Genomic DNA, 12,255 nt, shown 5'->3' on the forward strand with positions numbered 1-12,255 from the left:
ACAGGGCCGTTGCCTCCGTCTCGCGGCTCTAGGGGACCGATGACTGAGTATGGCCGGGGCCGTGGCCCCGAACCGTGGCACCCGGAGGACCCCCTGTACGGGGACCAAGGGTGGAGCGGGCATGAGGCCCAGCAGGCTCAGACGCCCTACGCCGGTGGCCCCCGGCAGCAGTACCCGCAGGAGCCGCAGTACCAGCAGGACGCCCAGTACCAGCAGCACCCGCAGTACCAGGACCCGCAGTACCAGCAGGATCCGCAGTACCAGCAGCAGTACGTGCAGCAGGGCCAGTACCCGGACCAGCAGCAGGGCTATGCCCCGCAGCAGCCCCAGCAGGCCCATCAGCAGCTCTACCAGCAGCAGCCGCAGCAGCAGCAGCCGATGTACGACGGCCAGGGCTGGGACACCGGCCAGGTCCAGGCGCAGGCCCAGTACGCGGCCGTCCCGCAGGCCGACCCGTACCTCGGCGCGGACCCGTACGCCCAGCAGCCCGTCGGCGGCTACCCGGGCGAGGCCCCCGACCTCTACGGCACGCCCGAGGCCTACCCGCCGCCGCAGCCCCCGGGCCGGCGCCACCTGGTCACGGAGCCGGAGCCGGAGCCCGAGCCCGAGCTCTCCGCCGAGACGGCCGACGAGGACGCCGCGGCCCTGCCGGGCGAGGAGGACGACTCCGAGACCCCGGGCGGCGGCGGACGCCGCGGCCGCTCCAAGGACAAGAAGCCCAAGGGCCGCAACGGCGCCGCCTGCCTGATCGCCGCCGTCGTGATCATCGGCGTGCTCGGCGGTGGCGGCTACTACGGCCTGGACTACATCAAGTCCAAGTTCAGCACCGGCGAGGACTACGCCGGCGAGGGCGAGGGCTCGGTCACCATCGACATCCCCAAGGGCACCGGCATGGGGGAGATGGGACGCATCCTGAAGGCGCACGGCGTCGTCAAGAGCGCCGACGCCTTCGTCGCCGCGGCCAAGGCCAACCCCAAGGGCGGGGCCATCCAGGCCGGCTCCTACACGATGAAGCAGCACATGTCGGGCAAGGCGGCCGTCGACCTCATGGTCGGCGGGGCCGGCGTCAACGCGCTGGACGTCATCCCCGGCTGGAAGACCGGCCAGGTCTACAAGGCCATCGACGAGCGCCTCAAGCTCAAGGAGGGCACGACCAAGGACATCGCCACGAAGGAGGCGAAGAACCTCGGTCTGCCCGACTGGGCCGGCAACAAGGACCTCAAGGACCCGCTGGAGGGCTTCCTCTACCCGGCCCGCTACGACCTGAGCAAGGACGCGACCCCGCAGTCGATGCTCAAGCAGATGGTGGCCAAGTCCAACGAGGCCTACGAGAGCGCGGACGTCAAGGGCCAGGCCTCCAAACTGGGCCTCACCAGCCCGCTGCAGCTCATCACCGTCGCGAGCCTCGTCCAGGCCGAGGGCAAGTACCAGCACGACTTCGACAAGATCTCCCGGGTCGTCTACAACCGGCTCAAGCCCGGCAACACGGAGACCTACGGCCTGCTCGACTTCGACTCGACGGTCAACTACATGAGGGGCCAGAGCACCCTGGACGTCGGTTCCGTCAACGACCTCCGCAAGCTCGACGACCCGTACAACACGTACAAGATCAAGGGCCTGCCGCCCGGACCGATCGGCAGCCCGGGCCCCGACGCGCTCAAGTCGGCGATCAACCCGGCCACCGGTCCCTGGTATTACTTCGTGTCGGTGAACGAGAACGAGACGCTGTTCGCCGTCACGAACGAGGAGCACAACCGCAACCGCCAGAAGTACGAAGAGGAGAGGAAGAAGGAAGGGCAGTGATACGCGCAGCCGTGCTCGGTTCACCGATCGAGCACTCCCTTTCACCGGTGCTCCACCGCGCCGCGTACCAGGAGCTCGGCCTCGACGACTGGTCGTACGACCGCTTCGAGATAGACGAGGACGCGCTCCCGCAGTTCGTCGCCGGCCTCGGCCCCGAGTGGGCCGGGCTGTCGCTGACGATGCCGCTCAAGCGCGCGGTCATCCCGCTGCTCGACGGCATCAGCGACACCGCCGCCTCCGTCGAGGCGGTCAACACCGTCGTCCTGACCGGGGACGGCCGGCGCCTCGGCGACAACACCGACATCCCCGGGATCGTCTCCGCGCTCCACGAGCGCGGCGTCGACAAGGTGGAACGCGCCACCATCCTCGGCGCCGGGGCCACCGCCTCCTCGGCCCTGGCCGCCCTCGCCCGGATCTGCTCGGGCGAGGTGACCGTGTACGTGCGCTCCAGAGCCCGCGCCGACGAGATGCAGGAGTGGGGCGAGCGCCTCGACGTGGACGTCCGTACGGCCGACTGGGCGGACGCCGCCGGGGGGCTGGACGCGCCGCTGGTCATCGCGACGACCCCGGCGCGCGCCACGGACTGGCTGGCCGACCGCGTACCGGCCGCCGCGGGCACCCTCTTCGACGTGCTCTACGACCCGTGGCCCACCGAGCTCGCGGCGGCCTGGTCGCAGTGCGGGGGAAGGCTCCTGGGCGGCCTGGACCTCCTCGTCCACCAGGCGGTGCTCCAGGTCGAGCAGATGACCGGCCGCCACACCGCGCCGCTGGCCGCCATGCGGGCCGCGGGAGAGGCCGCGCTGCGCGCCCGCCACTGATCCGCCGCCGCGGCGGGACCCGCCGCCACCGCACCTGATGCACTGCGCGGGCCGATCTTGCCCGCGTACGTCCGCACTCGCCAGGGTGAGCCCGGGTGCACCGCCGTCCGCCAGCTGGACCGGAGGGCGGCGCACCGGCCCGGACGTGGGAGGATCGGGTGTGGCGGGTCCGGGCCGAGCACCCGGCCGCGCCGCCGCAGTACCCAGGCGCGAGCATGAGGAGCATCGTTGAGCAGGTTGCGTTGGCTGACCGCAGGAGAGTCGCACGGACCGGCACTGGTCGCGACGCTGGAGGGCCTTCCCGCCGGCGTTCCGGTCACCACCGAGCTGGTGGCCGACCACCTGGCCCGGCGCCGGCTCGGCTATGGCCGCGGTGCCCGTATGAAGTTCGAGCAGGACGAGATCACCTTCCTCGGCGGCGTGCGCCACGGCCTGTCCCAGGGTTCCCCGATCGCCGTCATGATCGGCAACACGGAATGGCCGAAGTGGGAGACCGTCATGTCGGCCGACCCGGTCGACCCGTCGCTGCTCAAGGACACCGGCCGCAACGCGCCGCTGACCCGTCCGCGCCCGGGCCACGCCGACCTGGCGGGCATGCAGAAGTACGGCTTCGACGAGGCCCGGCCGATCCTGGAGCGCGCGAGCGCCCGTGAGACCGCCGCCCGCGTCGCCCTCGGCGCCGTCGCCCGTTCCTTCATCAAGGCGGTCGCGGGCATCGAGATCGTCTCGCACGTGGTGGAGCTGGCCTCGGCCAAGGCCCCCTACGGCGTGTACCCGACCCCCGCCGACGTCGAGAAGCTGGACGCCGACCCGGTGCGCTGCCTCGACGCGGACGCCTCGAAGGCGATGGTCGCGGAGATCGACCAGGCCCACAAGGACGGCGACACCCTCGGCGGGGTCGTCGAGGTCCTCGCGTACGGGGTCCCGGTCGGCCTCGGCTCGCACGTGCACTGGGACCGCCGCCTGGACGCGCGCCTCGCGGCCGCGCTGATGGGCATCCAGGCGATCAAGGGCGTCGAGGTCGGCGACGGCTTCGACCTGGCCCGCGTCCCCGGCTCCCAGGCGCACGACGAGATCGTCGCCACCCCCGAGGGCATCAAGCGCACCTCCGGCCGCTCCGGCGGCACCGAGGGCGGTCTGACCACCGGTGAGCTGCTGCGCGTACGGGCGGCCATGAAGCCCATCGCGACGGTCCCGAAGGCGCTCGCCACGATCGACGTGGCCACCGGCGAGGCCGCGGCCGCCCACCACCAGCGCTCCGACGTCTGCGCCGTCCCCGCGGCGGGCATCGTCGCCGAGGCGATGGTCGCCCTCGTCCTCGCGGACGCGGTCGTGGAGAAGTTCGGCGGGGACTCGGTGCCCGAGACCCGGCGCAACGTGCAGTCGTACCTCGACAACCTGCAGATCCGGTGACGGGCGGACCACTGGTCGTCCTCGTCGGGCCCATGGGGTCCGGCAAGTCCACGGTGGGGGCGCTGCTCGCCGAGCGGCTCGGCGTCCCCTACCGGGACACCGACGCCGACATCGTCGCGGCCCAGGGCCGTGAGATCTCGGACCTGTTCGTCGACGAGGGCGAGCCGTACTTCCGTGAGCTGGAGCGGCAGGCGGTCGCCGCCGCCGTCGCCGGGCACGCCGGAGTCCTCGCCCTCGGCGGCGGCGCCGTCCTCGACGCGGGCACCCGCGCCCTGCTGGCCGGCCTGCCCGTCGCCTATCTGTCGATGGACGTCGAGGAAGCCGTCCGGCGCGTCGGGCTGGGCGCCGCGCGCCCGCTGCTCGCCGTCAACCCGCGCCGCCAGTGGCGCGAGCTGATGGAGGCCCGCCGCCCCCTGTACACCGAAGTCGCGCGCGTCGTGGTGGCCACCGACGACCGCACCCCCGAAGAGGTCGCGCAGGCGGTCCTCGACGCTCTGGAGTTGAAGGACGTATGACAGACCAGGTGACGCGCATCCAGGTCGGCGCCGGCGCCGGACACGAGGCGTACGAGGTACTGGTGGGCCGGCAGCTGCTCGGCGAGCTGGGCGGCCTGATCGGCACCCGGGCCCGGCGGGTCGCCGTGATCCACCCCGAGGCGCTGGCCTCCACCGGTGAGGCGCTGCGCGACGACCTGGCCGAGCAGGGCTACGAGGCGGTCGCCATCCAGGTGCCGAACGCCGAGGAGGCCAAGACCATCGAGGTCGCGGCGTACTGCTGGAAGGCGCTCGGCCAGTCCGGGTTCACCCGCACCGACGTGATCGTCGGCGTCGGCGGCGGTGCCACCACCGACCTCGCGGGCTTCGTCGCGGCCTCCTGGCTGCGCGGGGTGCGCTGGATCGCCGTGCCGACCACCATCCTGGCGATGGTGGACGCGGCCGTCGGCGGCAAGACCGGCATCAACACCGCAGAGGGCAAGAACCTCGTCGGCGCCTTCCACCCGCCGGCCGGCGTGCTGTGCGACCTGGCGGCGCTGGACTCGCTGCCGGTCAACGACTACGTCAGCGGCCTCGCCGAGATCATCAAGGCCGGATTCATCTCCGACCCCGTGATCCTCGACCTGATCGAGTCGGACCCGGCGGCGGCCCGCACGCCCGCGGGCCCGCACACCGCGGAACTCATCGTCCGCTCGATCCGGGTCAAGGCGGACGTCGTCTCCAGCGACCTGAAGGAATCGGGCCTGCGGGAGATCCTCAACTACGGGCACACGCTCGCGCACGCCATCGAGAAGAACGAGCGCTACAAGTGGCGCCACGGCGCGGCCGTCTCGGTCGGCATGGTCTTCGCGGCCGAGCTCGGCCGCCTCGCGGGGCGGCTCGACGACGCGACGGCCGACCGGCACCGGGAGATCCTGGCCGCGGTCGGGCTGCCGCTGACCTACCGCGGCGACCAGTGGCCCAAGCTGCTCCAGACCATGCAGGTCGACAAGAAGTCCCGCGGCAACCTGCTGCGCTTCATCGTCCTCGACGGCCTGGCCAAGCCCACCGTCCTGGAGGGCCCCGACCCGGCGCACCTGATCGCGGCGTACGGCGAGGTGTCCGCGTGAACCGCAAGGTGCTGGTCCTGAACGGGCCGAACCTGGGCCGGCTCGGGTCGCGCGAGCCCGACGTGTACGGGGCCACCTCGTACTCCGGGCTCGTCGAGAGCTGCCGCTCGCTGGGCGAGGAGCTCGGCTTCGACGTCGAGGTCCGCGAGACCAACGACGAGGGCGCGATCGTGCGCTGGCTGCACGAGGCGGCGGACGGCAAGATCCCGGTCGTGATCAACCCGGGTGCCTTCACGCACTACTCGTACGCCATGCGGGACGCGGCGGCGCAGCGCACCGCGCCGCTGATCGAGGTGCACATCTCGAACCCGTACGCGCGCGAGGAGTTCCGGCACACTTCGGTCATCGCCTCGGTGGCGACCGGGACGGTGGCGGGCTTCGGCATCGGCTCGTACCGGCTGGCGCTGCGCGCACTGGCGGACGAAGTCGCACTCTGACGGTGCTGGTGGGCGGCTTCCGCCCCGCGGTCATATAACGTTCTCGCATCAGTCGGTGGAACGAGACGGAGTGGCAGCGGATGCAGCAAGGAGTGGGGGGCGGCGCGGGCTGGGGACAGCCGGGTCATCATGCGGCCGTGCCGCCGCAGCCGCCGATACCCCCTGCACAGGGATGGCCGGTGCCGGCGGCGCCGGCCGCGCCGCCGCACCCGCACGCGGCCATGCACGCGCAGCCGCCCCCCGGCCCCGGCTCCGAGGCCACGGGGCACATTCCGCTCCCGCCCGCGGTGAGCGGGACCGGTGGCGCGACGCTGGCCGTGCTGCTCATCGGCCCGGCGGGCGCCGGCAAGACCACGGTGGCCCGGCACTGGGCGAGCACCCGCCCCGTGCCCACCGCGCACGTGAGCCTGGACGACGTCCGGGAATGGGTGTGCTCGGGCTTCGCGGACCCGCAGGCGGGCTGGAACGACCATTCCGAGGCCCAGTACCGGCTGGCCCGGCGCACCTGCGGCTTCGCCGCCCGCAACTTCCTGGCCAACGGGATCTCCTGCATCCTCGACGACGCCGTGTTCCCCGACCGGCCCGTGGTGGGCCTGGGCGGCTGGAAGCGGCACGTGGGCCCCGCCCTGCTGCCCGTCGTCCTCCTGCCCGGCCTGGAGATCGTCCTGGAGCGCAACGCCGCCCGCTCGGGCAACCGGCGCCTGTCCGACGAGGAAGTCGCCCGCATCCACGGCCGCATGGCGGGCTGGTACGGCTCCGGCCTGCCGATCATCGACAACTCGGACCTGGACGTGGAGGCCACCTCCCGGGCCCTGGACGAGGCCCTGGCCCGAGCCCTCGGCACGCCCGCCTTCTAAGCGGTCAGGTTTGGAGAAGCGTGGGGCCGCACCCCGCGGTTAGCGTGAATTCCACGCCGACCCCACCGCTTCAGGAGTGATCATGAGCACCTCTCCCACCCAGGGAATCCGTACCGTCCTGCACCCCGTCTCCGACCTGGCCGCCGCCAAGGACGTGTACACCGCGCTGCTCGGCGTCGCGCCGACGGCCGACGAGCCGTACTACGTCGGCTACGAGGCCGGAGGCCAGCAGATCGGGCTCGTGCCCGGCGGCGCCGAGCAGGGCATGACCGGGCCGGTGGCCCACTGGCACGTGGCGGACATCGAGGCGAAGCTCGCCGAGGTGACCGCCGCCGGAGCCAAGCTCAAGGCCCCCGTGCGCGACGTCGGCGGCGGCCGCCTCGTGGCGACCTTCACCGACCCCGACGGCAATGTCCTCGGGCTGATCCAGGACCGCTGAGCGCGCCCCGCACAACTGCTTAGATCGAGCCAGGCCGCCCGACCGACCGACGGAGACACCATGAGCATGGACAGGCCCGCGCCGCACGATGCCGACAGCCACGACCTGATCCGCGTGCACGGCGCGCGGGTGAACAACCTCAAGGACGTCAGCATCGAGATCCCCAAGCGCCGCCTGACGGTGTTCACCGGTGTCTCCGGCTCGGGCAAGAGCTCGCTGGTGTTCGACACGATCGCCGCCGAGTCGCAGCGGCTGATCAACGAGACGTACAGCGCCTTCGTCCAGGGCTTCATGCCGACGCTGGCCCGCCCCGAGGTCGACGTGCTCGACGGTCTGACCACCGCGATCACCGTCGACCAGCAGCGGATGGGCGGCGACCCGCGCTCCACGGTCGGCACCGCCACCGACGTCAACGCCATGCTGCGGATCCTCTTCAGCAGGCTCGGCAAGCCGTACGTCGGCTCGGCCAAGGCCTTCTCCTTCAACGTGGCCTCGATCAGCGGGGCCGGGGCGGTCACCGTCCGGCGCGGCGGCCAGGAGGTCAAGGAGAAGCGCAGCTTCAGCATCACCGGCGGCATGTGCCCGCGCTGCGAGGGCCGCGGAGCGGTCACCGACATCGACCTCACGCAGCTCTACGACGACACCAAGTCGCTGAACGAGGGTGCGTTCACCATCCCCGGGTACACCGGGGGCGGCTGGAACTCCCGCCTCTACATCGAGTCCGGCTTCTTCGACCCGGACAAGCCGATCGCCAAGTACACGAAGAGGGAACTGCAGGACCTCCTGCACCGCGAGCCGACCCGCATGAAGATCGCGGGCATCAACATGACGTACGAGGGCCTGATCCCGCGCGTCCAGAAGTCGATGCTGTCCAAGGACACCGAGTCCATGCAGCCGCACATCCGGGCCTTCGTGGAGCGTGCGGTCACCTTCACCACGTGCCCGGACTGCGCGGGCACCCGCCTGAACGAGGGCGCGCGCTCCTCGAAGATCAAGCGGAAGAACATCGCCGACCTGTGCGCGATGGAGATCCGCGACCTCGCCGAATGGGTCCGCGCGCTCGACGAGCCCTCGGTGGCGCCGCTGCTCGCGACGCTCCTGGGGACCCTCGACTCGTTCGTGGAGATCGGCCTCGGCTACCTCTCGCTCGACCGCGCGTCGGGCACGCTGTCGGGCGGCGAGGCGCAGCGGGTCAAGATGATCCGCCATCTCGGCTCCTCGCTCACCGACGTCACGTACGTCTTCGACGAGCCCACCACCGGCCTGCACCCGCACGACATCCAGCGGATGAACAACCTGCTCCTGCGGCTGCGGGACAAGGGCAACACGGTCCTGGTCGTGGAGCACAAGCCGGAGACGATCGCGATCGCCGACCACGTCGTCGACCTCGGCCCCGGCGCAGGTGCGGGCGGCGGCACCGTCTGCTTCGAGGGCACCGTCGAGGGCCTGCGGACCGGCGGCACGATCACCGGCCGGCACTTCGACGACCGGGCCTCGGTCAAGGAGAGCGTGCGCAAGCCCACCGGCACGCTGGAGATCCGCGGGGCCAAGGCCCACAACCTCCGCGACGTGGACGTGGACATCCCGCTCGGGGTGCTCACGGTCGTCACCGGCGTCGCGGGCTCCGGCAAGAGCTCGCTCGTGCACGGCTCCATCCCCGCGAGCGAGGGCGTGGTCTCGGTCGACCAGGGCGCCATCAAGGGATCGCGGCGCAGCAACCCGGCGACGTACACCGGGCTGCTCGACCCGATCCGCAAGGCGTTCGCCAAGGCCAACGACGTGAAGCCGGCCCTGTTCAGCGCCAACTCCGAGGGCGCCTGCCCGACCTGCAACGGCGCCGGGGTCATCTACACCGACCTGGCGATGATGGCGGGGGTCGCCACCACCTGCGAGGAGTGCGAGGGCCGGCGCTTCGACTCCTCGGTCCTCGACTACCACTTCGGCGGCAAGGACATCAGCGAGGTCCTCGCGATGTCGGTGACCGAGGCCGAGGCGTTCTTCGGGTCGGGGGAGGGACACCTGCCGGCCGCGCACCGCATCATCGCGCGCCTCGCCGACGTGGGCCTGGGCTACCTCACCATCGGCCAGCCGCTCACCACCCTCTCCGGCGGCGAGCGCCAGCGGCTCAAGCTGGCGACCCACATGGCCGAGAAGGGCGGGGTGTACGTGCTCGACGAGCCGACGGCCGGACTGCACCTCGCCGACGTCGAGCACCTGCTCGGCCTGCTGGACCGGCTCGTCGACTCCGGGAAGTCGGTGATCGTCGTCGAGCACCACCAGGCGGTCATGGCGCACGCCGACTGGATCGTCGACCTCGGGCCCGGCGCGGGCCACGACGGCGGCCGGGTCGTCTTCGAGGGCACCCCCGCCGAGCTCGTCGCCGAGCGCGCCACCCTCACCGGCGAGCACCTCGCGGCGTACGTGGGCGGCTGACGGGCACGGCCGTGCCCGGGACCCGGCGGATGGGGCCGCCACCGGGCCCCGGCCCCGTACGGGTGTGCTCGCCGGGCCGGATGCGCGGGGCGCTCGTACGCTCGAAGACATGTCAGACGTGTACGCGGCCCGCCGGGGCCTGCTTCGCGACCGCTGTGCCGCCGCGGGGAACGACGCCGCACTGATCACGCGTCCGGCGAACGTCCGCTACCTCGCCGGAGCGTCCCCGCCGTCCGCCGTCCTGCTGGTCGGGCCGGACGGCGAGGACCTGCTGTTCACCGTCGGCCCGCCCACCGGCGAGGCGGACGAGGGACGCCTCGACGAGCGGCTGAGGCTCTCCGTACTCGCCGGCCCGGGCAGCGACGCGGCCGTCGCGGCCGGGGACATGGCAGGCTCGCTGCGGGCCGAGTCGCTGGCCGTCGAGGAGCACCACCTCACCGTCACCCGCCACCGCGCCCTGCGCTCCGTCGCCCCCAAGCTGCGCCTCGTGGACCTGGGAACCGCCGTGGAGCAGCAGCGCCTCGTCAAGGACGAGGAGGAGATCGCCTGCCTGCGGATCGCCGCCGAGATCGCCGACCAGGCGCTCGGCGAGCTGCTGGAGTCGATCCTCGTCGGCCGCACCGAGCGGCACCTCGCCCTGGAGCTGGAGCGCCGCCTCGTCGACCACGGCGCGGACGGGCCGGCCTTCCCGACCTCCGTGGGCACCGGGCCGAACTCGGGCCGCTCCCGGCACCGGCCCTCCGACCGACGGGTCGAGGAGGGGGACTTCCTGTCCGTCTGCCTCGGCGCCAATTACCGGGGCTACCGCTGTGAGATCGGCCGGACCTTCGTGATCGGCACCAGCCCGGCCGACTGGCAGATCGAGCTCTACGATCTTGTTTTCGCGGCCCAGCGGGCGGGCCGGGAAGCGCTCCTGCCGGGCGCCGCGTACCGCGAAGTCGACCACGCGGCGCGGTCCGTTCTGGACTCCGGGGGGCACGGTGAGGCCCTCGCTCCGTCGACCGGACACGGCGTCGGCCTCGAAATCGACGAGGACCCGCAGCTTGCACCTACGGCAATGGGTAAACTGGACGCTTGCGTGCCGGTCACCGTCGAACCGGGGGTTCACCTCCCGGGCCGTGGAGGTGTCCGGATCGATGACACGCTCGTCGTACGCCCCGAGGCGGACGGCGGTCCCGAGCTACTCACCATTACGACCAAGGAGCTGCTCGCGCTCTAGTCCGCCGTGGCGGACTGTGCGCGCACCCGTGGTCTTCCAGTGCAGGAGATTCCGCAACCGTGGCTTCCACGAACGACCTCAAGAACGGCATGGTGCTCAAGCTCGACGGTGGCCAGCTCTGGTCCGTCGTCGAGTTCCAGCACGTCAAGCCCGGCAAGGGCCCGGCCTTCGTGCGCACCAAGCTCAAGCACGTGCTCTCCGGCAAGGTCGTCGACAAGACGTTCAACGCCGGCACGAAGGTCGAGACGGCCACCATCGACCGCCGCGACATGCAGTTCTCGTACATGGACGGCGAGTACTTCGTCTTCATGGACATGCAGACCTACGACCAGCTGATGGTCGACAAGAAGGCCGTCGGCGACGCCGCCAACTTCCTCATCGAGGGCTTCACCGCCTCGGTCGCCCAGCACGAGGGCGAGGTGCTCTACGTCGAGCTCCCGGCCGCCGTCGAGCTGGTCATCGAGCACACCGACCCGGGCGTCCAGGGCGACCGCTCCACCGGCGGCACCAAGCCCGCGCGCCTGGAGACGGGCCACGAGATCCAGGTCCCGCTGTTCGTGACCACGGGCGAGAAGATCAAGGTCGACACCCGCACCAGCGACTACCTCGGCCGGGTGAACAGCTAACCGTGGCTGCCCGCAGCAACGCGCGCAAGCGCGCCTTCCAGATCCTGTTCGAGGCCGACCAGCGCGGTGTGCCCGTGCGCGAGGTCCTCGCGGACTGGATCCGCCACGCGCGGTCGGACGACCGGCAGCCGCCCGTCAGCGCCTTCACGATGGATCTCGTCGAGGGGTACGCCGACAAGGTGAACCGCATCGACGACCTGATCGTCACCTACGCCGTGGACTGGGAGCTCGACCGCATGCCGGTCGTGGACCGCAACATCCTGCGGCTCGGTGCCTACGAGCTGATCTGGGTGGACGACACCCCGGACGCCGTGGCCATCGACGAGGCCGTCCAGCTGGCCAAGGAGTTCTCGACGGACGAGTCCCCCTCGTTCGTGAACGGGCTGCTGGCCCGCTTCAAGGACCTGAAGCCGAGCCTGCGCCGGGGCGAGTAGCCCCGCCGTCTCGGCGAGAACGCAGGGCCCGCAGCGCACGCGCGCTGCGGGCCCTGCGTCCGTCCGGCGGACGGTGATACGCGAAAACCGGCGTGGGCTCCGGCCGCGGCCGCGGCCGTCAGGGGGGCCTGGGTCCGCTTGGCCACGAGGACGGTGTGCGCCAGGCGGCGGAC

Annotated in this window: 12 protein-coding genes; all 12 read left to right on the plus strand. The window is 71.8% G+C overall.

Annotated features, from left to right (window positions below):
• The first annotated feature begins 39 nt into the window (after window positions 1-39).
• The 12 genes from mltG to nusB all read left to right on the plus strand — a co-directional run bounded on the left by mltG (window position 40) and on the right by nusB (window position 12,082).
• Window positions 40-1,803, plus strand: a complete 1,764-nt coding sequence (gene mltG / locus AB0M92_RS36995) for an endolytic transglycosylase MltG (protein ID WP_366106763.1) — start codon at window positions 40-42, stop codon at window positions 1,801-1,803.
• Window positions 1,800-2,621: a shikimate dehydrogenase gene (locus AB0M92_RS37000; protein WP_366106764.1), complete on the plus strand. Its 822-nt coding sequence runs from the start codon at window positions 1,800-1,802 to the stop codon at window positions 2,619-2,621. The genes mltG and AB0M92_RS37000 overlap by 4 nt, the downstream gene beginning before the upstream one ends.
• A gap of 228 nt (window positions 2,622-2,849) precedes the next feature.
• Window positions 2,850-4,034 (plus strand): chorismate synthase, encoded by a 1,185-nt coding sequence (gene aroC, locus AB0M92_RS37005; protein ID WP_366106765.1) that lies wholly within the window; start codon window positions 2,850-2,852, stop codon window positions 4,032-4,034.
• Complete coding sequence (locus tag AB0M92_RS37010; protein ID WP_366106766.1) at window positions 4,031-4,549, plus strand: shikimate kinase; 519 nt, start codon at window positions 4,031-4,033, stop codon at window positions 4,547-4,549. Before aroC ends, AB0M92_RS37010 begins: the two co-directional genes overlap by 4 nt.
• On the plus strand, window positions 4,546-5,637 hold the full coding sequence (gene aroB / locus AB0M92_RS37015; protein WP_366106767.1) for a 3-dehydroquinate synthase: 1,092 nt from the start codon (window positions 4,546-4,548) through the stop codon (window positions 5,635-5,637). Before AB0M92_RS37010 ends, aroB begins: the two co-directional genes overlap by 4 nt.
• A complete protein-coding gene (aroQ, locus tag AB0M92_RS37020) occupies window positions 5,634-6,074 on the plus strand; it encodes a type II 3-dehydroquinate dehydratase (protein WP_366106768.1) in 441 nt (146 codons plus the stop codon). Before aroB ends, aroQ begins: the two co-directional genes overlap by 4 nt.
• 80 nt (window positions 6,075-6,154) lie before the next feature.
• Window positions 6,155-6,931 (plus strand): AAA family ATPase, encoded by a 777-nt coding sequence (locus AB0M92_RS37025; RefSeq protein ID WP_366106769.1) that lies wholly within the window; start codon window positions 6,155-6,157, stop codon window positions 6,929-6,931.
• A gap of 82 nt (window positions 6,932-7,013) precedes the next feature.
• On the plus strand, window positions 7,014-7,370 hold the full coding sequence (locus AB0M92_RS37030) for a VOC family protein (protein WP_366106770.1): 357 nt from the start codon (window positions 7,014-7,016) through the stop codon (window positions 7,368-7,370).
• 60 nt (window positions 7,371-7,430) lie between these two features.
• Window positions 7,431-9,803, plus strand: a complete 2,373-nt coding sequence (locus AB0M92_RS37035) for an excinuclease ABC subunit UvrA (protein ID WP_366106771.1) — start codon at window positions 7,431-7,433, stop codon at window positions 9,801-9,803.
• A gap of 109 nt (window positions 9,804-9,912) precedes the next feature.
• Window positions 9,913-11,022, plus strand: coding sequence for an aminopeptidase P family protein (locus AB0M92_RS37040; protein ID WP_366106772.1), 1,110 nt, complete (start codon window positions 9,913-9,915; stop codon window positions 11,020-11,022).
• A gap of 59 nt (window positions 11,023-11,081) precedes the next feature.
• The gene (gene efp / locus AB0M92_RS37045; RefSeq protein ID WP_048477874.1) at window positions 11,082-11,648 is read left to right on the plus strand and encodes an elongation factor P; all 567 of its coding nucleotides are present in this window, start codon (window positions 11,082-11,084) and stop codon (window positions 11,646-11,648) included.
• A 2-nt stretch (window positions 11,649-11,650) separates the two neighbouring features.
• Window positions 11,651-12,082 carry a transcription antitermination factor NusB gene (gene nusB, locus AB0M92_RS37050; RefSeq protein WP_030294584.1) on the plus strand — a complete coding sequence of 144 codons (432 nt, stop codon included), beginning with the start codon at window positions 11,651-11,653 and terminating at the stop codon, window positions 12,080-12,082.
• The last annotated feature ends 173 nt before the right edge of the window (window positions 12,083-12,255 follow it).

The organism is Streptomyces sp. NPDC051582 (assembly GCF_040681715.1).
Lineage (GTDB): Bacteria > Actinomycetota > Actinomycetes > Streptomycetales > Streptomycetaceae > Streptomyces.

Bases quoted from the DNA above. Each gene is read 5' to 3' on its own strand.
- AB0M92_RS37040 (WP_366106772.1), top strand. From the start codon at position 9,913: ATGTCAGACGTGTACGCGGCCCGCCGGGGCCTGCTTCGCGACCGCTGT.
- AB0M92_RS37025 (WP_366106769.1), top strand. From the start codon at position 6,155: ATGCAGCAAGGAGTGGGGGGCGGCGCGGGCTGGGGACAGCCGGGTCAT.
- AB0M92_RS37030 (WP_366106770.1), top strand. From the start codon at position 7,014: ATGAGCACCTCTCCCACCCAGGGAATCCGTACCGTCCTGCACCCCGTC.
- mltG (WP_366106763.1), top strand. From the start codon at position 40: ATGACTGAGTATGGCCGGGGCCGTGGCCCCGAACCGTGGCACCCGGAG.
- aroB (WP_366106767.1), top strand. From the start codon at position 4,546: ATGACAGACCAGGTGACGCGCATCCAGGTCGGCGCCGGCGCCGGACAC.
- AB0M92_RS37035 (WP_366106771.1), top strand. From the start codon at position 7,431: ATGAGCATGGACAGGCCCGCGCCGCACGATGCCGACAGCCACGACCTG.